Genomic DNA, 20,838 nt, shown 5'->3' with positions numbered 1-20,838 from the left:
GGAGGAGTTCCGGGAGTTCATAACGACGGTCGCGGCAGTAGGCGAACCGCGCCCGATGGGTGTCCCGCCGGACGCGACCGCCGCGGTCACAGCCTCTCCCGACCGCCGCGGTCACAGCCTCTCCCGACCGGGGGCGGGTCGCCTCCGCGCTGACCAGGGAAGCCACCGGTGACCCAGCCGCGTCCTCGGAGTCGGGCTTGCGGCGGCAGGGGAGGAGGCAGGAGGCGCTCCCGCGTCGGCGGCGTTGGCGCCAGCACTCTCGGCCGGGGCGATACGGCGCAGCAGCGAGCCCGCGGCCAGGGCCATGGCGAACATCAGCACCGCGTACACCGCCGAGGGGATGGCCATGCGGGTGTTGTCCAGCAGCGAGGGGCTGAGGGCGATCGCCATCGCCAGCGTGGTGTTGTGCATGCCGATCTCGAAGCAGGTGGCGACGGATTGCCGGTGGTCGCCGCGGGCCAGCCGCGTCGCACCGTAGCCGACGGTGAGGGAGATGGCGCCGAAGAGGAAGACGACGAGGCCGACGTCGGCGAGATAACCGAGCACGTTCTTACGCTCGGCGGCGAGCGCGGCGATGATGATGCCGATGAGCACGGCCACCGCCGTCACCTTGACCACCCGGGTGGAGCGCTCCGCGAAGTCCGGACGGCGGTGGCGGACCAGCATCCCCGCCGCGACCGGCACCAGCACAATGAGGAAGACCTGCAGTGTCTTGTCGAAGCGCAGCCCCAGTGCCTCGTCCGTTCCGGTCATGAAATGGTCGAGGGAGAGATTCACGACGATCGGCAGCGTGAAGACGGCGATGACCGAATTGATGGCGGTCAGCGTGACGTTGAGGGCGACGTCGCCGCCGAAGAGATGGCTGAAGATATTGGCCATCGTGCCACCGGGAGATGCCGCGAGCAGCATCATGCCCACGGCCAGCGCGGGACTCAGGTCGAAGGCCAGCACCAGACCCAGGCAGGCGGCGGGCAGCAGTACCAGTTGGCAGACGAGTGCGACGGCCACCGGCCGCGGATACGCCGCGATCCTGCGGAAGTCCGCTACGGACAGGCCGAGCCCGAGGCCGAACATGATCACGGCAAGGACGGCAGGAAGCAGATAGGTGGTCAGCGGCGAGTCCACGGGAACAGACTCCGGGAGGTTGCCTGAAAAGTCCACGACCATACTGAACAGCTCCCACGCGGTAGCCGGGCCATGGCGGCCTTCCCCCCAGGAACAAGCCCGAGCCTGAAAGCGACCATCCCCCGACCACTGTCATCATCGAAGCCGCCCACCCCACGAGCGGCGGCGACAACTGCACTATCCGTAAGGGGAGTCAAGGATGCAACGCGTCTGTTTTCTGCTCAAGGTCAAGGCCGACCGCGTCGACGAGTACCGAGCACGCCACGAGAACGTATGGGCGGAGATGCGCGAGGCACTGACCGCGACCGGCTGGCGCAATTACTCGCTCTTCCTGCGCGAGGACGGCCTCCTTGTCGGCTACCTGGAGACGGACAACTTCGAAAAGGCCCGCGCCGCCATGGACGCCACCGACGTGAACAGCCGCTGGCAGACCCAGATGGCCGACTTCTTCGAGGAGTTGGACGGGCAGGCGCCCGACGCGGCGATGCGGCCCCTGACCGAGGTTTTCCACCTGGCTTGAGCGGCAGAACAGGCCGAGTACCTCGGCCTTCTTCCCGAGCAGCGGATACGAGGTGCCCTCATAGACCCGGCTGCCCGGGCAGAACCACGACGCACCATGCGAACAACCCATTCCTGCCTGGCCGGTTCATGGCCAGAAGGAAACGGGAACGGCGGCGGCGGAGAGAGCACCGGCATCGGCACGTGTTGCTGCTCCCGAAGCCGGTGGTGCGCAGACCGAGCCGGGCGGCGGGCGCGGCGACCAGCAACCCCGCGCGTGCCGTGGCCCGGTGCCGAGCCGTTGCTCTAGGCGGTGGCCCACTCGCGTGAGCGGCGGGGGCCGGAAGGAGGAGCGGGCACCGTAAGGCGTTCAACGACGGGGCGGCGCATCGGGGGCGGCATCCTTCAGCCCCTAACGACTCGGCGTGCACCGGTCGTTCATGTCGCGTCGGGCCGGGGCCGCAGGCCGAGCAGGACCTCCTGTACGAGATCGGCGCTGCGCCTGACTGCGTCGTCGCCGAAGCCCAGGAAGTGCCGGTAGTGGATCGGCGCGTAGAAGAGGTCGACCATCACGTCGGTCGGCACGTCGGAGCGGAGCTGCCCGGCGGCGACGGCGGAATCCAGACGGGCCCGGCACTCCACGATGCTGGGCTCGAGGATCGTTTCGCGGAACGCCTTCATCAGCGCGGGGTCGTTCTGGGCCTCGCCCATCACGCCCTTGAAGGCCTCGCTGATCCTGCCGGTGATCAGTCGTTGGCTCACCGCGGTGATCTGGGTCGTCAGGTCGGCGGCGATGTCGCCGGTGTCAGGGAAGGCGAAGTCGTCGCCGAGCTCCTCGTTCATGGCCTCCAGCACCACCGCGCCCTTGGAGCGCCACCAACGGTAGATCGTGGGCTTGCCGACGCCTGCCTGGGCGGCGATGGCCTCGATGGTCACCTTTGCGAAGCCCTTGCGGCTCACCAGGTCGAACGCCGCGTCAAGGATCGCCCGGCGGGCGCGCTCGCTGCGCCGTTCACTCTTCGGATCGGGGGTCATGAGCCTCACCCTATCGCCCGCGTGACGTTACGTTTCGTTTTGACAAGGTGCTCGGAATGGCCTAGCTTCCGTGGCGTTACGGAACGTTTCGTGTCGCAGCGTGCGGGGTCCGATGCCGGACGCCGCCGAGACAGGGGAGAAGCATGTCCAGCAACGAGAGCGCGGACACTGTGGGACGCATCGAGAAGATCGCGACCACGCCGGACTGGTACGCGCCGTACCTAATTTCGCAGGCCGTCCGGGCCGGGGGCTTCGTGTACGTGTCCGGGCAGGTGGGCATCGAGGAGGACGGGACGACCGTCGAGGGCGGGTTCCTGACGCAGGGGCGGCAGGCGTTCAGAAACGTCCGACGGGTGCTGGAGGCGGCCGGTCTGACCTTCGCGGACGTGATCAAGGTCGGCATCTTCGTACGGGACATGGCGACGAACCTCCCGCACGTGATCACGCTGCGCGGCGAGTTCCTGGCCGAGCCCTACCCCGCCGACACCCTCATCGAGGTCGTCTCGCTGGCCCAGCCCGACTGGCAGATCGAGGTGGAGGTCATCGCGCTGGACCGGAGCGCCGCGTAAGCGCGGGGTCGCGACGGGACGGACGCGGGATGCGGAAACGGTGCAAGAGGGCGCGAAAATAGGGGAGTTGCTGGAGCCGTACGGAGCCGTACGGAGCCGTACCGGGTCGGGCGGCCGGAGTTGGCGAACCGGTGGCGATCGCCCCGATGACAGGGGACGGATCGACGACGTGACGGGGTGCGCCGAGCCCGCACGCGGCGGCGTACTACCGGCAGCGCGCGCACTGACGTACACGCCCTCCGTGATCAGCAGCCCGGCTCCGGAAAGCGCGTGCCCCGGCGTCATTTCCGTCATACCGTCCTGGGCCTGCCTGCGTCCCTGGTGGGCATCGTGCTGCCGTTGTTGGTCTCGCTGGTCCGACATGCGGAGGCGGCCTGCTTGGGGCAGCGTGGGAAGTGGGACTACAGACGAGGCCTCAGGAGTGACCTGCGGCGTACGACGTCCCGGCGCACCGGCGCAGGTTGCGGCGTACTGGCACGACGTATCAGCTACGACTGTGGGCGGCCCGGTCACGGCACCGAGTGTTCTGCCGCAAAGAAGAGCGGTACGTGCTTGGGACAGGGCTACGGACGGGTGCCGGACAACCGATCGCTTCGATGACCAGGAGGAGCTTTGAGCGACTTCCATGGCAAGAGCCGTCCGGACCAGAGCAGGCCGGCGGCGATGGCACAGACAGCTCAGGAGAAGGCCGGCGAAGGCGCCGGGCTGGTGAACGAGCAGGCCGCCGAGGTGGCCGGCACCGCCAAGGAACAAGCGGCAGGAGTGGCTCGCGAGACCACTGCCCAGGCGCGTGACCTGGTGGGGGAGCTGCGCGATCAGCTCCAGGGCCAGGCTCAGTCCCAGACGGAGCGGCTGGCGGAGAACGTGCGGCGGCTGGCGGATGAGCTGCGGGACATGAGCGAGAGCGGCAAGCCCGATTCGAGCGCCTCAAGTGTGGTGCGGCAGATGGCCGACGGCGGCCACCAGGTGGCTTCCCGTCTGGAGCAGCGCGGGCCCGATGGCCTCATCAGTGACCTGCAGGACTTCGCGCGGCGCCGCCCGGGCGTGTTCCTGGCGGGGGCGGCTCTGGCGGGCTTCGCCGTGGCGCGGGCCGGTAAGGGCATCAGCGCCGCGGGCTCGTCCGCTACGCCGGGTTCGGGCGACGGGGGCGAGCAGCGCCAAGTTCCTCCAAGCCCGGCCGGCTCCGCTCGGCCTCCGGTGACAAGTACCGGCGCCCCCCAGGCGGGATATCAGAGCCCCCCAGAACCCTCTGGTCACTTCCCACCGCCGTCTGTCCCCGGCTACGGACAGCCTCCCGCGCCTACAGGGCCCGCAGCCCAGTCTCCGCCGTCCGCGCCCGCGACCCCGCCGCGCTACCCGGCGGGTCCGCAGGGGCCGAGCCAGGGGAGCTGAGCGGTGGCCACACAGTTTCCGGGCCCCGGCAGCACGGACGCCCAGCATCTGACAGACGCCCAGCACCCGACGGCCCCGCGTCCCGCGAAGTCGGGCGATCCGTCCATCGGTGACCTCCTCAGCGAGATCAGCACCGATCTGTCGCAGTTGGTCCGCGATGAGATCGAACTGGCGAAAGCCGAGATCAAGCAGGAATCGACGAAGGCCGGCAAGGCCGTCGGCATGCTGGGCGGGGCAGGTTACGCCGGTCACCTCGTCCTGCTCCTGGGCAGCCTGACCGTGATCTTCGCGCTCGCCAATGTCATGGACGTTGCCTGGGCGGCGCTGATCGTCACGGCCGTGTGGGCGGTGGTCGCAGCGGTGCTGTACACCACCGGCCGCAAACGCCTGCGCACCGTGAACCTCAAGCCCGAACAGACCGTGGAAACCCTGAAGGAGGACGCCGAATGGGCACGACACCCGACGAGTTGAGGACCGACGTGGAGTACCGGCGTGCCCATCTGGCCCGTAACGCCGACCTCTTGGCGGACAAGGTCGCCCCCAGGAGGGTGGCCCAGCGCAGAGTCGGCGCGGCCCGGGGTCGGCTGACCGGCATCAAGGAGCGTGTGATGGGCACAGCCGGTGACACAGCCGGGAATGTCGCGGACACCGCGCACGGTTTCGCGGACTCCGCCGGTCAGGCGGCAGGAAGTCTGGCTGACGCCGCCAAGGAGACGACCGGACAGGTCGGTGACGCCGTCCAGCAGGCGCCCTCACAGGTCAAACAGCAGACGCAGGGCAGCCCGCTCGCGGCCGGTCTCATCGCCTTCGGCGCCGGCATGCTGGCGGCCGCGCTCCTGCCGACCACCAAGGCGGAGGAGCGAGCCGGCCAGCAGCTGCGCGAACACTCCGATGAACTGCTCGAACCGGTGAAGCAACAAGCGGTCCAGGGCGCACAGGACATCAAGGAAGAGCTACGCCAGCCGGCCGCCGAAGCAGTAGACGCCGTCAAGTCCACGGCACAGGAAGCGGCCCAGACCACGAAGGAGCAGGCCCAGAGCGCGGGACAGGACACCGCGCAGGGGCTGCGCGAGATGGGCCAGGAAACCATGCATGAGGTACGCGAGCAGCCTGGTCGTGGACAGCCGAATACCTGACGGGCAGTTGGTAGTCCCTAAACGAGAACTGGCCCACCCCTCGGTTCGGGGTGGGCCAGTCGCTGTTCTCCGCCAGTCGATCGGCGTCGCCGCCATCCTCCTTGCCTTCGTCGCCCCTCTGCGGGCCCGACGACACGCTTGAGGCGCTTCACTCCCGCGGTCTCGGGCCGTCACGCGCGCGGCCCAACCAACATGGCCCGCGCCGCGACGAGCGATAGCTTGAGACCGGCAGACACTCCTGAATGCCACCGCCAGGCGGAGCGAGGCACGGCGGCGCGCCCGAGCCATCTGAACCATCCGATTGTTCGAACCACCAAGCCAGCAAGGAGACCACCATGGCGGACATCAGCCCGATCGACCTGCAGAAGGCGCTCAAGGGCGCCGAATACCCCTCCAGCCGGGACGACCTGGTCGCGCTGGCCGAGGGCAACGGCGCGGACGACACTCTCGTCACGAAGCTCCGCAGCGCTTCGGCGGACCAGTTCGACGGCCCGGACGAGGTCCAGAAAACGGTGTTCGGCAACTAATAGCGTGGTCCCATGCCGCACATCATCAACCGGCAGGCCGGTTCCGTCACTTCGCCCTTCATACGCTGGCCGGGAAGGAAGCGGTGGATCGACACCGGGGCGTTCAGCGCCCCGGTGCCCACCGCGCCCAGGACGGCAGTGACGGCTTACGGCATCGCACTGTCGTCACATGTATGCACTGGGGCACGGCGTGCACGTTTCGTACGCACCTGCAACGGCTACCCGCCTGATAGGCAAGCGTTTCGGCGGACGTCCGAAGGAAGGAGCAGTACCGATGTCGAACCCTCAACAGCCCGAGTTGCGGCGCAGCGACAAGGGAGCCGGCACCCCGCAGGACAGCCAGGCCCGAAAGGCGGCAGAGCCCACCGAGGGCGGTGGCCGTGCCCACGGTACGGACCGCGGAGACAAGGGCGGAGGAAAGGGCGGCGGCACACCTCCGGAGCAGCGCCCCGACCACCCGGCCTGAGTCCGCGCCGCACGTAGCAAGCAGAAGGTGCCACCGGGCGCACCATGAGCGAGGCGATGGAGGAGGCCGGACTCAGCCCGGACGATACGCGGGACGAGACCTGACATCAGCGCCCGCTGTGGCGGACCGAGCCATCAAGCGTCCGCCAAGCGCACGTCGGCCGGGGCCATGGCCCATGGGCCGAAACCGTGCGACAGGCGGGGCGTCACGGCAGCCCGGGGTTTGCGGCTGCCGTGACGCCCCTGCTCCAGGTCGAGCGCGATCGTGGTCGTGAGAAACGGGAAGCGTCTGCCCACCCTGTTCAGCCGCCCGGTCGGATGTCCGCGCGGACGCAGCCGTCGGTCTTCTGTTTGAACATGTCGTACGCCCGCGGCGCCTCTTCGAGAGACACGGTGTGGGTCGCCAGGTGGGAGGTGCTCAGCTCCCCGGCCGCCATGCGTCCCAAGAGCATGGGGATGTAGCGCTGGCCGTGCATCTGGGCGCCGCGTACCGTCAGGCCCTTGTTGATCACCGCGCCCAGGGGGAACTTGTCCACGGCTCCGGCGAAAACCCCGAGGATGAAGACCGTGCCGGCCTTGCGGCAGGCGTGGATGGCCTGCCGGACGGCGGTAGGACGATCCGTCTGCAGCCGCAGCTGCTGCTTCACTTGGTCGTAGGCGTGCACCAGAGTGTTGTCGCTGTGCGCTTCCATACCGACCGCTTCGATGCACACGTCCGGGCCCCGGCCGCCGGTGCGTTCGCGTAGTTCCGCCCCGACGTCGGTGGCCGTGTAGTCGATGACCTCGCTGCCGATGTGCCGCTCGGTCATCCCCAGCCGCTCCGGGATCCGGTCGATGGAGATCACCCGCTCCGCACCCAGCAGAATCGCGGCGCGCGCCGCCATCTGGCCGACGGCGCCGCAACCCCACACGGCTACCACGTCACCCGGTTTCACGCCCGCCAGATCGGCCCCCATCCACCCCGTCGGCACCGAGTCGGACACGAACAGGGCGCTCGTGTCGTCGACGCCCTCGGGGACGGGGAAGGCGCCGTAGTCCGCGAAGGGCACGCGCACGTACTCGGCGTGGCTGCCGCAACCCGACGAGCTTCCCGCCGGGGCTCTCGTGCGTGGTGGGCGGCGTGTCAGGTTCCAGAACCGCGCCCGCCTCCAACAGCGCCTTCGCCTCACGCAGGGCACTGCGCAGATCCTGGCGCGGATCAGCGCCGACGAGTCGTGCGGGCACGGAGCGCGAGGCATCCGGCTGCGCTTCTCTGAGCCGTACCGCCAATTCCGTGCCCCGGTCACCGGGTGCCGGGCGGATCCGCGTCTCGATCCGGTCGCCGTACACCTGCAGCGGTGACGGCAGCTTGTCGGGCTGGATGTCGCCCGGTGCACGGTTGATCATCACCGCCAGCCAGCGGTCCCCGGCGACCGGCTCTGCCGGACGCGCCTTCGCGCGTCGCATGACGACGACAGCCGCGGCGGTGAGCCCCGCGGCAGCCGCCCACGGTGTTTTCCCGGAAGTCATCGGCGGTCACATCCTCGTTGTGCAGGATGGAGATCTGGAAAATGCCCAGCAACTCCGCGCCGGATTCGTGGGACGCGGTGTGTGCGCCTGCAGTCATGACGGTGGCCTTCCTGCTCCGGAGGCGTCTCAGTGTCCGAAGCTCACCAGTGACCCAAAGTCACTGGTGGGGCTCTCGCTCAGCTGGTGATTCAGCGATTGCCGCGGTTCTTGTCGGCGCGTCGCGTGCGGTTCAGGCGCGTTGTTCGGGAACTTGAGGGCGGAAAGAGGACATTCGGGACCAAGTGGGGAAAGTAATGACTGCTGAGGCAGAGACGGCCACGCTCGTGCCGGTAGAGGGGCGTCGCAGTCGAGGGCAGGTGATCGTCTCCTGGTTGACCACGACGGATCACAAGAAGATCGGTCATCTGTACCTGATCACCTCGTTCGCGTTCTTCTTGATCGGTGGGGCGCTGGCCATGGCGATCCGGGCGGAGCTGGCCCGCCCGGGCATGCAGCTGCTGTCCACCGAGCAGTACAACCAGTCGTTCACCATGCACGGCACGATCATGCTGCTGCTCTTCGCCACGCCCACGTTCGCCGGGTTCGCCAACGCGATCATGCCGCTGCAGATCGGTTCCCCCGATGTCGCCTTTCCCCGCCTGAACATGCTCTCCTACTGGCTGTTCCTCTTCGGCGGGCTCATCGTGCTCGGCAGCTTCCTCACTCCCCAGGGCGCCGCGGACTTCGGCTGGACTGCCTACACCCCCCTGAGCGGCCCCATCCGTACCGGTTACATCGGCGGAGACCTGTGGATCATGGGCCTGGCCCTGTCCGGGTTCGGGACCATCCTCGGCGCGGTCAACTTCATGACCACCATCATCTGCATGCGTGCGCCAGGCATGACCATGTTCCGGATGCCGATCTTCACCTGGAACGTACTGCTCACCTCGGTCCTGGTCCTGCTCGCCTTTCCCATCCTGGCGGCGGCGCTGCTGGCCCTGGAAGCCGACCGGCGCTTCGGCGCCCAGGTTTTCAATCCCGAGAACGGCGGGACCCTCCTGTGGCAGCACCTGTTCTGGTTCTTCGGCCACCCCGAGGTGTACATCCTGGCCCTGCCGTTCTTCGGCGTGATCAGCGAGATCATCCCGGTGTTCTCCCGCAAGCCGATCTTCGGTTACACAGGGCTGATCGGTGCCACCATCGCGATCACCGGCCTGTCCGTGACCGTGTGGGCCCATCACATGTTCGCCACCGGCGCCGTACTGCTCCCCTTCTTCTCCTTCATGAGCTTCCTCATCGCGGTGCCCACAGGGGTGAAGTTCTTCAACTGGATCGGCACCATGTGGACGGGGTCCCTGTCGTTCGAACCGCCGATGCTGTGGGCGATCGGCTTCCTCGTCACGTTCCTCTTCGGCGGTCTGACCGGAGTCATCCTCGCCTCACCCCCGATGGACTTCCACGTCACCGACAGCTACTTCGTGATCGCCCACTTCCACTACGTCCTCTTCGGCACGATCGTCTTCGCCATGTTCGGCGGATTCAGTTTCTGGTGGCCGAAGATGACCGGCACCATGCTCGACACACGACTGGAGAACATCCACTTCTGGACGCTCTTCGTCGGCTTCCACACCACCTTCCTCGTCCAGCACTGGCTCGGCGCCGAAGGCATGCCCCGCCGCTACGCCGATTACCTCGCTGCCGACGGCTTCACCGCCCTCAACACGGTGTCCTCCATCGGTGCCTTCCTGCTGGGTCTCTCCACCCTGCCGTTCCTCTACAACGTGTGGAAGACCGCCCAGAAAGGCGAGCGAGTCGACGTCGACGACCCATGGGGATTCGGCCGCTCCCTCGAGTGGGCCACCTCCTGCCCGCCGCCCCGCCACAACTTCGTCACCCTCCCCAAGATCCGCTCCGAATCGCCTGCCTTCGACCTGCACCACCCGGACGTGGTCCAGCGCGATCAGAAGGAGAACACCGGCCAACGCGATGTCATCGATGCCAGCGGGCACGAGGGCGACCGGTCATGACACAGAGCCCGAGCCGCCGCCCGCGCGTCGAGGATGCCGCGGCGATCGCCGCCGAAGCGGAGGGCTTCCTCATCGCCCACTGCCACCGCGAAGAGGCGCGTCGCGAAGCGCAGGCGCTGTGCGCCAGGCTGCCGTGGCTGACCACAGCCCAGGCCGAGGACCTCACACGCCACTACGTGAACCATCGCATCGCCCTGACACGGCAGATACTCACGACAACGGCCGAGCGAGCGCAGGAGCTGCGCGGTGAGTACGAAAGCCGCTACCACGACCTCCGCCGCCGCCTGCTCAAACGCTATGCCGCTGTTGCGGCCGGTATTTGGGGCTGCGTCACAGGCATCTGCATCGTGGTCGACGTTCTGCCCCCGGCCCGGTAGCTCGTGATCGCCGCCGAGTTGGGCCGCAATCTGTGTCGTTGCCCAGGTGGGGCCCCTTACCGGCGCCCCGGGGGAAGCGGCCCGATGTCGGAGTGGCGACCTGGGCGCAGTGCCGCGTGCCGCTGTCCGGGACCTGGTCCCTGGCGGGCCGCAAGGGAGTCGGCAACGGCCCCGGTGGCGAAGGCGTAGACGGTTTTGTGCAGGAGATCCACCACCAGTTCCTTGCGGGGCCAGGTAGAGGGCGGGGCGCCGACTCCGGTGGCGTTCTCAAGAATCTGGTCGTTGGTCAGCCGCAGTACCGCGAACTGGGCCGAGGCCAGCGGTCCGCGCAGCCCCGCCTGGGCCATGGCCGCGCGTACGACCCCCAGAAGCGCTGCCTGACCGAAGTGCATGACCCAGTTCGCCGGCAGCGGCTGCTTGCCAGGGCGTTCCGGCAAACCAGTCAGGCGCAGCAGGGTACGGGCCGGCACGTGGGAATCCGGGCGCCGGGTGACCATCTGCTCGATCTTCTCGCCCAGCGTCATCACGATCCCTCCGACGGCACCGGCGACGAGGCCCTGCTGAAGCGTTCGTTTCATCATGGGGCGATTCGGCACGCCTCCACCTGTCCTTCGATCCGGCCCGCCATGTGCGCGGGTGTTGCTGGGGGTGGCGTGGTGCTACGGACGACTGCGCCGCGACGGCGCAGAACCGCCCATGCCTGGTGCAGCCACCACACGTCGACAAAGCCGTACTTCGGCCCGGGATGCCGAAGAACCTGGTGTCAGGCACCGAGTTTGTCCGCTGCGTCACGCAGCGTTGCCGCGGCTCGGGCCACGCTCTCCGCATTCGGCGCGTCGGTCCCCAGCTGCTCCACCAGCTCCGTACGCGAGATGAGTACTGCTGCACCGTCCGCTTCCGTGCTGCCGCGTACGGTGTGGCTGACCACCCGCGCTTGCCCTTCCACCAGCACCAGAACTGCGTCGTCGTCCGCGGTGTACAGCAACTCGCGGACAAGGGCTTCGTCGATCACGAAGGGTCTCCTTCCACTTCCACAGTCGAACTGGCGGCCCGGCCCGTCACGGTGCCGGGCCGCCATGGCGGTGCGGTCAGCCGTCCTTGTTCATGGCCTTGCGGACCGCGTCCTTGGTGCGGTCCATCAGTGCGGCCACCGGCCCGAGGGCCATGTTGGCCGCGCCGGACTCCACGCCCGGATGCGGCCGGGTCGGGGCCATGGCCTCCGCGGCCTTCACGGCCTTGGCCATGGAGGCCAGGTTGGTGGCGTCGGTACTGCGGCGGATGTGGGAGAACTCGTAGCGTTCTTCCGCGCGTGCGTGCTCCTGGACGTCCTTGCGCAGCTTCAGCAGCTGCGGCATGAACTTCGGATCGTCGGTGTCCATCTCGTCCAAGGCCGCCAGAGTCTCCTTGGCCGCATGCTCCTCGGCGAGCCGGTCCTTCACGACCTGCTCACCGCCCGGCAACGCGCGCCGGGAGAAGGGGTGCACGACCTCTTCCTCCGCGGTCTCGTGCACGGCCAGCAAGCGCACCAGATGGCGGAAGGCGTCGCGGCGCTCCTCGCCTTTGGTGGCCTCGACCTCGTCGAAGAGGTTGCGGATGTCTCCGTGCTGTCGCATCAGCAGGGAAACAACATCTGTGTCCTTGGCTCGGTCGTCACCGGCCTGGGGGGTGTCGAGAGTGGACATGTCCGCCTCACCTCTCACGCTGGGAAGGGTCGGGGTGCTCACCCTCGCTCTGCACGCGGTACTCGCGGCCGAACATCTGACCGTGTTCGGCCATCACCCGGTCGCTGGGCGGTGCCTCGCCGCCGTGGATCTGCTCCTGCATCTTCTCGAACCGCTCGTGCGCCTCACGCACGTATCCCGTGCCCAGCGTGGTCAGGTCCATCTGCGTGTCCAGAAGTTCGCGCAGGTAGCCCTTGTTCGGCTCGAAGGTGAGGACGTTGGGCAGCTCGGGGGCGAGGACGGAGGCCGGGTCGCGGCCGTCGTGCTTGCGCATCAGGTCGCAGGCGATGTGCAGGTGCTCGAGCTCCATGTTCAGGTGCAGCTCCCAGATCGCCTTGACCTTGGGGTCACTCTCCTGCTCCATGAAGGAGTAGTAGAGGTAGCACTCGTTGTACTCGTGGTTGACGAGCTGTTCCCACCACGTCTCGCCCGGGTCGACGAGCGACTCGTAGTGGGTGACGTGCTCTTCCTCGATGAGCCCGATCTCCTGGTAGAGCTGGCGGGCGATCGGCTCCATGTAGGTGGGGCCGGTGTTCATGTAGAAGTTCATCGTCTGCTGCTCGGCCGACATGATCGTCAGGGCGTGCAGCTTGGACAGCGGGTTCGTCTCGTCCTTGGCGTAAGGGGCGCGGACGTTGTCGACGGGGTCACGGTGGTGAAGCCGGGTGGGCCGGCCGGGCATGACCTCGGTCAGGCCGTCGACGATCGACTCCGCCTTGCGGTGCTCGATCATCTCGTACAGGTTCGCGTACCGGTACAGGTGATCGAAGTCCTCCAGGACGCCGAACTGGTAGGCCTGCTTCAGGTACGGATCCGGTTCCATCCGCGCCACCCACGCCGTCAGGTCGACGGCGACCTGCTCGTAGGCGATGGTCGTCTCCAGCACCGACGACACCCCTGGCAGCAGCCAGTTGACCACCTTCTGCTGCTGAGCCTCGATGTAGCGGGTCCGAGCCAGCTGCTGCTTCACCTCGGGGTCGACCGTGTTGCGAGCCAGCTGGTGGCTGAACATGATCGCTTCCACCTCGATGCCGTTCATGGCGATGATGCGGCAGCGGGTGTACGGGTCACAGTGGTCCGGATCGATCGGCTCTACGTTCAGCTCGCGCCAGCTGCGCAGCTGACGGTCCAGCGGGATACCCCGCTGTTCGAGCGGATTGAAAGCCATCGGGATGCCTCCTGGAATAGGGGAGTGTGGGCCAATCAGGTACCCCGCCACCGACGAGGAGCACAGACCCGTTCCTGAGTCTGGCCGCGACCGACAGGTTCCGGCCACCGGTGACGCACCAGGCCCTTGCAGTTCCTCCTACTGGGTCAGCCGAGTTGCTGATTCGGCGGCTATGACATGGCTGAATCGAACCTGCACCCAAGTCATGAGTCATGATCCGATAGCGCCTACCGCTTCAACTCCGCGAGAAACGGCAGTCAGCCCCGGTGAGCGCGTTACGGAGGTGCCTCCTGGGCAGGGTGGTGGGTGCACTCGCGGGGACGGTCCCGTTGCGGTCGAGCGAGGCGCGCACGTTCGCCAGACGGTCGGCCAGGTAGGCGCTCCGGGCGCGGCCGTACGCGATGAGCCGGTCGACGGGGTCGGCGCCGGGGCCGAGCGGCGGCGGACCGCTCATGACCTGGGCCTGCACGGCGTGCTCGTCCTCGTCGAGGAGCGCGTGGAAGATCCCCGCCCGGGAGCCGAAGCGGCGGATGCTCGACCGTAACCGGCTCGAACGCCTCCAGCACTGCCCCAGCGCCCTCGACGGCTTCATCACCGGAACCGGACTCCCCTCGACGACCCGACACCACCCTGCCCTCCCGCCCACCCCCTGGTCCAAGGGGGTGGGCTACACCATCCGGACTGCCGCTGCCCGGATGGTCCGGTGGATCATGGCCGGGCAGGCTGAACTCAGTACGGACCCACCGAGCAAAAAGGACCTCCCCGTGTTCAGCCCGGCCAACTCGACACGCACCGTGACGAGGCTCTACCGGCTTCGGCTCGCCGCGGTGGGGTCGGGTGGGGTCGGGTCGTCGAGGGTGAGACCGGTTACGGCGATGAAGCCGTTGAGGGTGCTGGGGCGGTACTGGAGGCGTGTGAGCCGGTTGCGGACGAGCGTCTCGAGACGGCCGAGGGCGACCACGGTCAGGTTGGCGAGGCTGCGCTTGACATGCGCCCACACCCATTCGACGAGGTAGGTGTCGGGCGAAATAGGCGGGCAGCAGGAACACCGTCAGCCACCCCTGCTGGCCGGTCAACCCCCGCATTCGGCGGGAGAGATGGATGTTCGGCCGGTGCCAGACCAACACGGTCGGCGCACGGACGAGCTGGTGGGCGCCGGCAATCAGCGCGATGAAGTCCCGCACGCCCATACTCCGGCGTTCGCCACTTGCCCGCCGGGTGGGCGACAAGCCGATGGCACAGCCGGGTGCGCGAACCGGGCCGCATGGCGATCAGCCAGGCCACCAACAGGCGTCCCGAACGACGCCCGCTGATCGCCACAACCGGCGTCACACCGCGTCGGCGCCAGCTGCGCCCTTGGGGCGGAGAAGGGGTGAAGCCTGCCTCATCCTCGAAGCACATGTAGCTCCCGCAGGCCGCCCCGGTCCTTCTGCCGCCGCCCAGGTCGCCTCCTTCCACTTCGGCTACCCGTGGGGCAGGCACCTGGGGAAAAGCCGAGCCGGTGCATCAACCTCGTAGCACCCGAGAGCTGTAGGGATGCGGAACGTCCTGCCGATCAGAGTGACCACCCGGCCGCGGTCCACACCTGGTCCTCCACCCGGCCGTGCGCGGCCGGGCCCAGCTCGAGAAGGGCGGCACACACCACGGAGTACAGCCAACACTCCAGCCACGTCAGGACTTACACGAAGGATCACATCACCCTGACGAGCCGAAGTCGGTGCGCGTCAGTCGGTGGTGCGCACGGCGCGGTACGGATTCCCGCGGATGATCGCAGCTGACCGCGGTCCCTCGTATGGATGATCAAGGTTATTTTGTCACATGATCGCGGCAAACCTTCAGTCGAGCACTCGCTCTCATCTGGAGGAAACTCATGCGCAAGCACAGCACCCTCGCCGCTGCCGCCCTCGCTGTGGTCACTGTCCTCGGCGGTGCCGGTACGGCCCTCGCCGATGCCGACGCGGGCGCCAAGGTAGCCAACTCTCCCGGCATCCTCAGCGGCAACGCCGTCCAGGTCCCCATTGACCTCAACCTCAACCTCTGCGGCAATACGGTCGACGTCATCGGTGCCCTCAACCCTGCCACCGGGAACAAGTGCAAGACCCACTGACGGGCTCAACCGCCTAGCGCAAAGCAAACAGTCCCCACCCACTCGGTGGGGGCTGACTTATGCAACCGCTCCTGTGTCGGTTTTGATGTTGGTGGAACGAGCCCGCTGCACGGTGACCTCTCGCTATTTCGCCGATTTGGTGACTTCCTGTCAGGTGCTGGCGCGGTCTGGCGTGCGAGGTGGGAGGCGGCCAGTTCGGCAAGGGCCGGGCCGGTGCTCTCGTAGGCGAGGGGGCGAGGTCGGGGGCTGGGATGCAGCCGTCGGGCATGCTGGCATAAGCCCGGTGTCCAGCAGGCCGGCGTAGCCGTCGGCCAGCGCCTGGGGCCGTGCGCCGGTCAGTGAGGGCCGCATGCGTGCCTCGGCGGCAAGAGCTGCGTGATGCGCGGCGGCCTCGGCAGCCGCACTTCGACGGTGATGTCGGCGATCAGCTCACCGGCGGCGGCCAGACGGTGGTCGAGCTGACTGAGGACGGCGTCGAGGAGGAAGCGCAGAGCTCCGGTGGTGGGCACGGCCGTGGAGGTGAGGCAAGGGGCGCTGGCGCCGAGGTAGCGGGTGTCATCGGCCTGGGGGACGGTGTGCAGCGGCCCACGTCGGCCACGTCGGCCAGTCGTACTGCGTCGCGGTCTGTTCGAGGTCGGTGAAGTGCCCGGTCAGTTCATGGGCGCATCCAGGCGTAGACAGGTTCGCTTACTGACCGCGCATGCGGGTCCGTAAGCCGGTTCGTGGGCCTCGTCTTTCCTCGGTCGGCGGACAACCGTACGTGTTCCATGCCCGTGGGGCCTCAGGCCTCCACTGTCGGCCGCCGCTCCGTGCCGCTCTCGCCGCGCAGCCGGCGGCGCAGCGCCGCGAGCCGCGGGTGGCGCTCGCTGACTTCCGCCGAGCGGCGGTCCAGTTCCTGCATGAGGCGCTCGGTGCGCTTGTCGAGGTCCAGCTCGTCGAGGATCCGGTCGATCTCGGCGAGCAGCGCGCCGTGCAGCTGCCACTGCCTGGGGTGCTCCTGCACGTCCTCCAGCAGCATCTCGGCGACCCGGTCGCGGGTGAGCCGGCTCGTGGCCAGGGCGGCGGTCAGCCGTTCCTCGGCCTGCTCCGCGTTGGCGGCCACCTGGGTGGTGATCAGCCGGGCGAAGCTCTCGATGGCCTCGGCCAGTTGCTCGAACAACTCCTGGAGGCCGGCCGAGACGTCCGGCGGGAACAGCGACTCCTCCGCACGGAACTTCGCCAGGTCGGTCAGGCTCCGGGTCAGCACCCGCAGCACCACCGCGCAGATTTCCAGGGTGTCAAGACCCGTCCGTAGCACCACCCGGGACAGCAGCCCCTCCCGTACGCGCGGGTTCATCCGCAGGCTGTCCTCCGCCTGCCGCAGCGAGGCGTCGACCTCAACGATGTCGTGGTCAAGGCGCCGCGCCTCGTGCAGCCGGGCGGCCGCGTGCGGGAAGGGGAGGTGGCCCTCGGCGATCTCCGCGCCCATGGTGCGGAACACGCGGCCCATCCCGCGCGCCAGGCCGTCGATGGATGCCCCCGCCGGCTGCGTCCACACCGGGGGCGCGAACAGCAGGTTGAACAGCAGGCCCACCCCGGCGCCGATCAGCGTCTCCAGGACCCGGTGCCAGGCCGCCGACGTGGCCTGGGAGACGCCGAGAACCAGCATGGCGCTGATCGCGACCTCGGGCACGAACTCGTTCACCCGCACGAAACGGCCGATGATCAGCGATGAGAAGATCGTCAGCCCCAGACTCCACCAGGTCAGCCCGACCAGGGCTGTGAAGCCGATGGCGATGAGGACGCCGACGATGACGGAGTTCACGCGCCGGATACCGGTGGTGAGGGTCGCGTACAGGGTGACCTGAACGACCAGGAGCGCGGTCAGCGGGGCCGTCAGGGGAGCGGGTTGCGGGGGCAGGACCATCAAGGCGACGACGAAGGAGATGACGGCGGCGGCCGTGGAACGCAGCGTCTGCGCCGCGACGGGTTCGGTGGTCCGCCGCACCAGTTTGATCACGGGTGTTGATACGTCCGGCATCCCATTCAGGTGCCCGATCATGAGCCCTTCACCACGCTTCAGCCCCAGGAACCGCCCAGACGCCGTTCCGCACCGGCCGTCAGTTGGCGTCGCGGACGCTGCCCCAGGCGCTCTTGGCGCTTCAGTTGGCCCACCGCCACATCGCGATCAGTATGCGGTGACAGCGATCCGCGGAGTCCCGAGGACTGCTCCATCAACCCCAGGGGCTACCCAATGGCTATCGCTCGTGACCTTGGCGAAGTGACCTGCTCCTAGACGAAGTGACCTGCTCCTATGGTCAAATCTCGCACCTGTTGAGTAAGGTTCACTATGCACTAACACCTATTACTAATCAGGGGGGCGGACGGCGATGCCGGACACCACGATCAGTGAGCTCGTACGGATGTGGATAGACGGTTGGGTCGTCTCCCGCGGCAGCTCGGACCCGGTGGACGAGCCATGGGGGTGGACGATCGACGTCGGGCAGCCCAAGCACGTCGCCAGGCACGTGCTGCCGGAGCCTTCCGAGACCGATGTGCGCAAGATCGTCGCCGCGACGAGCGCGCCCGGGACATGGCTGAAGCTGTTCGCCGAGGATCAGGCGGTCCTGCCCTGGGTCGGGCCGGGCTGGCGGTGTGACATTCCTGGTTTCCTGATGACCTGCGACCTGGTGCCGGAGCGCCCTGAGGTGCCGACCGGTTACGCGCTCACCAGTTGGACCCGGGGTGGCGTCAGCCGAGTGCTGGTCCGCACGCATGCCGGGCACTTCGCCGCCCGTGGGCAGATCGCCCGAGTGGACGCTCATGCCGTGGTCGACCAGGTCGAGACCGCCGCCGGGCACCGACGCAAGGGCCTCGGCGGCCTGGTGATGCGTACGCTGCAGAGCTCCGCGTACGAGGCCGGTGCCAAGGCTGGCCTGCTGGTCGGCACACCCGAAGGCCGGGCCCTTTACTCGTCGCTGGGCTGGACCATGCGCTCCCCGATGGCGAACCTCTGGTACGAGCCGTCGGATGCAGAAAAGCCCCGGCTGGACGGGGGAGACCAGCCGGGGCGGTAGAGCGTGACAGTGGAGGGCGGTCGCCTCTCGGCGAGTGGCTTCATGGGGCTTCAGCCGAACGATCTTCCCCATGAGCTATAGGTGAGGCCCGGGGACACTGTCCCCCCACGGTCACATGCAGTAGAACGGTGAGCCCTACACGGATGTTCCCGGTCGGCCCGGCGTCCGTGGGTGAGCTGAGGCACATCGAACGGGGCTACGCGATCGGGGCCGGGTGTCCGCGTGGCCAATGGGACGGGGATGCCACTCCTGTGCCGCTTGTGTCGCGGCACCCGCCTGCCTGCTCCTGCTCCGAAGGTGCTGACACTCAGTGAGTGTGCTCCGGTGCAATATTTGAGCGCTGCGCAGGTCAGAGCTTCGCCGCCAGTGCGTACAGAAAACCTGTGATGGCGGAGATAGACATCTGGTGCCTGCTGGGGTTAGTGTTTTGTCTGTAGCCAAGAGATCGAGCAGGCCCGACAGAGATGAACTGCCGGGAGTAGTACATGCAAGCGCAGGTCGGTGCGGTGGTGGAGTTCCGGAGCCAGGCTTTTTGCAGGACGGTGACGGGACTGACGACCGGGCCGGGCGGCCCGCGGTATTCAGGGGCTGCCACAGCAGTACGCAGTACACGCAAGTGCAGTCGGCAGTACCAGTGGTTCCTCGGTAAAGGCGTCAGGCTGCGGGCGCGCGTACCGGGAAGTTCGGCAGTGGGGTTCCAAGCCAGAGCAGACGCAGGAGAGGCGACGGGGCTGGCTGCCGAAGAGTGGCGCTTTCCAAGGTCACCAGCACAAAGAGCAGTATCAGCATGCGCAGTACCCGCAGTTCGCAGTTTGCGCAGTTCGCAGTACCCGCACACAGTTTGTTCCCGAGGGAAGAACGGAGGGGTTGAGGCGCCATCAGGATCGCCCGGGCAGAAGTCTTGAGCCCGGGTACCGCAGGACATCGATAGGCAGGTGGTCTCCGGTCACGCAATTCGCGATCCCCGTACCCCGCCCGCATCTGAGGCGGTCGTTCGGACACAGTAGGCCGGTGCAGGACTAGGGCCGGCAGATGGTGTAGCAGTTCCTTCGGGGCCCGGGTGCCACTACGGCACCCGGGCCCCTCAACGTGTTCCACAGAGAGGTGCAATGACAGCAGACGACTCCTTCGGCCGTCTGGATGACGACGACTACCCCGCCTACACCATGGGCCGGGCCGCCGAGATGCTCGGCACGACACAAGGCTTCCTTCGCGCCATCGGTGAAGCCCGCCTGATCACCCCCCTGCGCTCCGCGGGCGGGCACCGCCGCTACTCCCGCTATCAGCTGCGCATCGCCGCCCGCGCCCGCGAACTCGTAGACCAGGGCACCCCCATCGAAGCTGCCTGCCGCATCGTCGTCCTCGAAGACCAACTCGAAGAAGCACAACGCATCAACGCCGAACACCGCACCGGTGCTGAGCCGCACCGCACGGTGAACGCCTGACTCGCCGCCGGGAAGCCGACGGCAGGGGTGCACATTCACGAGTTCACTGACGTCATGCCGGCGAGGCCCTGTCGACCAGCAGCCTGTCTGGACCTCCCTCGAACGCCCCCTGCGCCCCTGTCGACTCGCCCATGCCGGAGTGCACGCCAGAGGTGGGCGAGTTGGCGAGTTGCCAATCCTGAGGCGTATGGGCAGCCACGAGTGCAGGGAAGCCATGATCATCCTCTTCTGCCTGCAGGGCACCCGTATGGCCGAGGCTGCCTCAGGCGCCGTTGGGCAGAAGAGCTCGATGGGACTTATCAACACCGTCGAACGAACCATGGAACGATGGACCTCCGCTCTGTGGGCCCCTTTGATTCCAACGCCACGGCATCACGCAGAGGTAGTGGCCACACTCCAGCGGGAGTGCGACGACAATGCTCTGATCCTGGACCGGCAGCGTGTCGTGGTGCCGAACGCCTTCGTCATCGAGTTGCCCTCCGAAAGCCATAGCCAACTCACCGCACACTCCGCCGAGGTGTCACGCCAACTGGTGAGCCAGGTGTGTCGTCACGCAGCCGAGCACGGGTACACGTTCGCCGGGCCCGTCGCAGTCGCGCTACGGCCATCCGGCAACGAGTCAGTGGGCCGTTTCCACATCCGCAGCCAGATCGCCCCCCACCGACCATGAATACGTACGCCGTACCAGCAATCCGGGACGAC

The 20,838-nt window shown here is 67.7% G+C and carries 23 protein-coding genes and 2 pseudogenes; 13 read left to right on the top strand and 12 right to left on the bottom strand.

The features are described from left to right. Positions 1–111 precede the first annotated feature (111 nt). The gene (locus AB0I94_RS33740; protein WP_363313538.1) at positions 112–1,125 is read right to left on the bottom strand and encodes a bile acid:sodium symporter family protein; all 1,014 of its coding nucleotides are present in this window, start codon (positions 1,123–1,125) and stop codon (positions 112–114) included. A gap of 199 nt (positions 1,126–1,324) precedes the next feature. On the opposite strand from AB0I94_RS33740, the gene AB0I94_RS33735 reads away from it, so the two are divergent. Beyond that, positions 1,325–1,645 carry an L-rhamnose mutarotase gene (locus AB0I94_RS33735; RefSeq protein ID WP_363313537.1) on the top strand — a complete coding sequence of 107 codons (321 nt, stop codon included), beginning with the start codon at positions 1,325–1,327 and terminating at the stop codon, positions 1,643–1,645. A 416-nt stretch (positions 1,646–2,061) separates the two neighbouring features. On the opposite strand, the gene AB0I94_RS33730 is transcribed toward AB0I94_RS33735, so the two are convergent. Continuing rightward, positions 2,062–2,658: a TetR/AcrR family transcriptional regulator gene (locus tag AB0I94_RS33730; RefSeq protein WP_363313536.1), complete on the bottom strand. Its 597-nt coding sequence runs from the start codon at positions 2,656–2,658 to the stop codon at positions 2,062–2,064. A 143-nt stretch (positions 2,659–2,801) separates the two neighbouring features. Here AB0I94_RS33730 and AB0I94_RS33725 point away from each other — a divergent pair, with 143 nt between their 5' ends. The 5 genes from AB0I94_RS33725 (at position 2,802) to AB0I94_RS33705 (ending at position 6,282) form a co-directional block, all read left to right on the top strand. Continuing rightward, a complete protein-coding gene (locus AB0I94_RS33725) occupies positions 2,802–3,227 on the top strand; it encodes a RidA family protein (RefSeq protein WP_363313535.1) in 426 nt (141 codons plus the stop codon). Positions 3,228–3,839: 612 nt separating this feature from the next. Further along, positions 3,840–4,619, top strand: a complete 780-nt coding sequence (locus tag AB0I94_RS33720) for a hypothetical protein (RefSeq protein WP_363313534.1) — start codon at positions 3,840–3,842, stop codon at positions 4,617–4,619. Between the two features lie 3 nt (positions 4,620–4,622). Continuing rightward, positions 4,623–5,090 (top strand): phage holin family protein, encoded by a 468-nt coding sequence (locus AB0I94_RS33715; RefSeq protein ID WP_363313533.1) that lies wholly within the window; start codon positions 4,623–4,625, stop codon positions 5,088–5,090. Next, a complete protein-coding gene (locus tag AB0I94_RS33710; protein ID WP_363313532.1) occupies positions 5,066–5,755 on the top strand; it encodes a DUF3618 domain-containing protein in 690 nt (229 codons plus the stop codon). Before AB0I94_RS33715 ends, AB0I94_RS33710 begins: the two co-directional genes overlap by 25 nt. A 335-nt stretch (positions 5,756–6,090) precedes the next feature. After that, on the top strand, positions 6,091–6,282 hold the full coding sequence (locus AB0I94_RS33705; RefSeq protein ID WP_363313531.1) for a DUF2795 domain-containing protein: 192 nt from the start codon (positions 6,091–6,093) through the stop codon (positions 6,280–6,282). A gap of 11 nt (positions 6,283–6,293) precedes the next feature. Here the strand turns inward: AB0I94_RS33705 and AB0I94_RS33700 are convergent. Beyond that, a pseudogene (locus tag AB0I94_RS33700) lies at positions 6,294–6,425 on the bottom strand (DUF6328 family protein); the annotation flags it as partial. Between the two features lie 131 nt (positions 6,426–6,556). Here AB0I94_RS33700 and AB0I94_RS33695 point away from each other — a divergent pair. After that, positions 6,557–6,748 carry a hypothetical protein gene (locus tag AB0I94_RS33695; RefSeq protein WP_363313530.1) on the top strand — a complete coding sequence of 64 codons (192 nt, stop codon included), beginning with the start codon at positions 6,557–6,559 and terminating at the stop codon, positions 6,746–6,748. A gap of 301 nt (positions 6,749–7,049) precedes the next feature. Here AB0I94_RS33695 and AB0I94_RS33690 read toward each other — a convergent pair whose 3' ends face one another. Then, positions 7,050–7,802, bottom strand: a complete 753-nt coding sequence (locus AB0I94_RS33690) for a zinc-binding dehydrogenase (RefSeq protein ID WP_363313529.1) — start codon at positions 7,800–7,802, stop codon at positions 7,050–7,052. 747 nt (positions 7,803–8,549) lie between these two features. Here AB0I94_RS33690 and ctaD point away from each other — a divergent pair. Both ctaD and AB0I94_RS33680 read left to right on the top strand, forming a co-directional pair. Further along, positions 8,550–10,262, top strand: a complete 1,713-nt coding sequence (gene ctaD / locus AB0I94_RS33685; RefSeq protein ID WP_363313528.1) for a cytochrome c oxidase subunit I — start codon at positions 8,550–8,552, stop codon at positions 10,260–10,262. Beyond that, complete coding sequence (locus tag AB0I94_RS33680) at positions 10,259–10,639, top strand: hypothetical protein (protein WP_363313527.1); 381 nt, start codon at positions 10,259–10,261, stop codon at positions 10,637–10,639. The genes ctaD and AB0I94_RS33680 overlap by 4 nt, the downstream gene beginning before the upstream one ends. A 56-nt stretch (positions 10,640–10,695) precedes the next feature. On the opposite strand, the gene AB0I94_RS33675 is transcribed toward AB0I94_RS33680, so the two are convergent. From AB0I94_RS33675 to AB0I94_RS33650, 6 genes and pseudogenes are all read right to left on the bottom strand, one after another. Beyond that, on the bottom strand, positions 10,696–11,220 hold the full coding sequence (locus tag AB0I94_RS33675; protein WP_363313526.1) for a hypothetical protein: 525 nt from the start codon (positions 11,218–11,220) through the stop codon (positions 10,696–10,698). A gap of 182 nt (positions 11,221–11,402) precedes the next feature. Then, on the bottom strand, positions 11,403–11,651 hold the full coding sequence (locus tag AB0I94_RS33670) for a hypothetical protein (RefSeq protein WP_363313525.1): 249 nt from the start codon (positions 11,649–11,651) through the stop codon (positions 11,403–11,405). A gap of 76 nt (positions 11,652–11,727) precedes the next feature. Next, positions 11,728–12,321, bottom strand: coding sequence for a hemerythrin domain-containing protein (locus AB0I94_RS33665; RefSeq protein ID WP_363313524.1), 594 nt, complete (start codon positions 12,319–12,321; stop codon positions 11,728–11,730). Between the two features lie 7 nt (positions 12,322–12,328). Then, positions 12,329–13,528, bottom strand: coding sequence for a hypothetical protein (locus AB0I94_RS33660; RefSeq protein ID WP_363313523.1), 1,200 nt, complete (start codon positions 13,526–13,528; stop codon positions 12,329–12,331). Positions 13,529–13,844: 316 nt separating this feature from the next. Then, positions 13,845–14,057, bottom strand: a pseudogene (locus AB0I94_RS33655) (TetR/AcrR family transcriptional regulator); the annotation flags it as partial. A 276-nt stretch (positions 14,058–14,333) separates the two neighbouring features. Further along, positions 14,334–14,528: a hypothetical protein gene (locus tag AB0I94_RS33650; RefSeq protein WP_363313522.1), complete on the bottom strand. Its 195-nt coding sequence runs from the start codon at positions 14,526–14,528 to the stop codon at positions 14,334–14,336. 870 nt (positions 14,529–15,398) lie between these two features. On the opposite strand from AB0I94_RS33650, the gene AB0I94_RS33645 reads away from it, so the two are divergent. After that, positions 15,399–15,635 carry a chaplin gene (locus AB0I94_RS33645; protein WP_363313521.1) on the top strand — a complete coding sequence of 79 codons (237 nt, stop codon included), beginning with the start codon at positions 15,399–15,401 and terminating at the stop codon, positions 15,633–15,635. A 335-nt stretch (positions 15,636–15,970) separates the two neighbouring features. On the opposite strand, the gene AB0I94_RS33640 is transcribed toward AB0I94_RS33645, so the two are convergent. Both AB0I94_RS33640 and AB0I94_RS33635 read right to left on the bottom strand, forming a co-directional pair. Further along, positions 15,971–16,144 (bottom strand): hypothetical protein, encoded by a 174-nt coding sequence (locus AB0I94_RS33640; RefSeq protein WP_363313520.1) that lies wholly within the window; start codon positions 16,142–16,144, stop codon positions 15,971–15,973. A 272-nt stretch (positions 16,145–16,416) separates the two neighbouring features. Continuing rightward, positions 16,417–17,655 (bottom strand): aromatic acid exporter family protein, encoded by a 1,239-nt coding sequence (locus AB0I94_RS33635; RefSeq protein WP_363313519.1) that lies wholly within the window; start codon positions 17,653–17,655, stop codon positions 16,417–16,419. Between the two features lie 349 nt (positions 17,656–18,004). Between AB0I94_RS33635 and AB0I94_RS33630 the strand changes: the two genes are divergently transcribed. The 3 genes from AB0I94_RS33630 (at position 18,005) to AB0I94_RS33620 (ending at position 20,806) form a co-directional block, all read left to right on the top strand. Then, positions 18,005–18,691 (top strand): GNAT family N-acetyltransferase, encoded by a 687-nt coding sequence (locus AB0I94_RS33630; protein ID WP_363313518.1) that lies wholly within the window; start codon positions 18,005–18,007, stop codon positions 18,689–18,691. Positions 18,692–19,800: 1,109 nt separating this feature from the next. Beyond that, positions 19,801–20,136 carry a MerR family transcriptional regulator gene (locus AB0I94_RS33625; RefSeq protein ID WP_363313517.1) on the top strand — a complete coding sequence of 112 codons (336 nt, stop codon included), beginning with the start codon at positions 19,801–19,803 and terminating at the stop codon, positions 20,134–20,136. A 187-nt stretch (positions 20,137–20,323) separates the two neighbouring features. Continuing rightward, a complete protein-coding gene (locus tag AB0I94_RS33620; RefSeq protein WP_363313516.1) occupies positions 20,324–20,806 on the top strand; it encodes a DUF3662 domain-containing protein in 483 nt (160 codons plus the stop codon). The last annotated feature ends 32 nt before the right edge of the window (positions 20,807–20,838 follow it).

Origin of the sequence: Streptomyces sp. NPDC050147, from assembly GCF_040660195.1 — a bacterium.
Lineage (GTDB): Bacteria > Actinomycetota > Actinomycetes > Streptomycetales > Streptomycetaceae > Streptomyces.
Note: the sequence above shows the minus strand (reverse complement) of the source record. Positions and strands in the feature narration are given on the sequence as shown.

Bases quoted from the DNA above. Each gene is read 5' to 3' on its own strand.
- AB0I94_RS33735 (WP_363313537.1), top strand. From the start codon at position 1,325: ATGCAACGCGTCTGTTTTCTGCTCAAGGTCAAGGCCGACCGCGTCGAC.
- AB0I94_RS33730 (WP_363313536.1), bottom strand. From the start codon at position 2,658: ATGACCCCCGATCCGAAGAGTGAACGGCGCAGCGAGCGCGCCCGCCGG.
- AB0I94_RS33725 (WP_363313535.1), top strand. From the start codon at position 2,802: ATGTCCAGCAACGAGAGCGCGGACACTGTGGGACGCATCGAGAAGATC.
- AB0I94_RS33710 (WP_363313532.1), top strand. From the start codon at position 5,066: ATGGGCACGACACCCGACGAGTTGAGGACCGACGTGGAGTACCGGCGT.
- AB0I94_RS33705 (WP_363313531.1), top strand. From the start codon at position 6,091: ATGGCGGACATCAGCCCGATCGACCTGCAGAAGGCGCTCAAGGGCGCC.
- AB0I94_RS33695 (WP_363313530.1), top strand. From the start codon at position 6,557: ATGTCGAACCCTCAACAGCCCGAGTTGCGGCGCAGCGACAAGGGAGCC.
- ctaD (WP_363313528.1), top strand. From the start codon at position 8,550: ATGACTGCTGAGGCAGAGACGGCCACGCTCGTGCCGGTAGAGGGGCGT.
- AB0I94_RS33680 (WP_363313527.1), top strand. From the start codon at position 10,259: ATGACACAGAGCCCGAGCCGCCGCCCGCGCGTCGAGGATGCCGCGGCG.
- AB0I94_RS33675 (WP_363313526.1), bottom strand. From the start codon at position 11,220: ATGATGAAACGAACGCTTCAGCAGGGCCTCGTCGCCGGTGCCGTCGGA.
- AB0I94_RS33665 (WP_363313524.1), bottom strand. From the start codon at position 12,321: ATGTCCACTCTCGACACCCCCCAGGCCGGTGACGACCGAGCCAAGGAC.
- AB0I94_RS33660 (WP_363313523.1), bottom strand. From the start codon at position 13,528: ATGGCTTTCAATCCGCTCGAACAGCGGGGTATCCCGCTGGACCGTCAG.
- AB0I94_RS33645 (WP_363313521.1), top strand. From the start codon at position 15,399: ATGCGCAAGCACAGCACCCTCGCCGCTGCCGCCCTCGCTGTGGTCACT.
- AB0I94_RS33635 (WP_363313519.1), bottom strand. From the start codon at position 17,655: ATGCCGGACGTATCAACACCCGTGATCAAACTGGTGCGGCGGACCACC.
- AB0I94_RS33630 (WP_363313518.1), top strand. From the start codon at position 18,005: ATGCCGGACACCACGATCAGTGAGCTCGTACGGATGTGGATAGACGGT.
- AB0I94_RS33625 (WP_363313517.1), top strand. From the start codon at position 19,801: ATGACAGCAGACGACTCCTTCGGCCGTCTGGATGACGACGACTACCCC.
- AB0I94_RS33620 (WP_363313516.1), top strand. From the start codon at position 20,324: ATGGGCAGCCACGAGTGCAGGGAAGCCATGATCATCCTCTTCTGCCTG.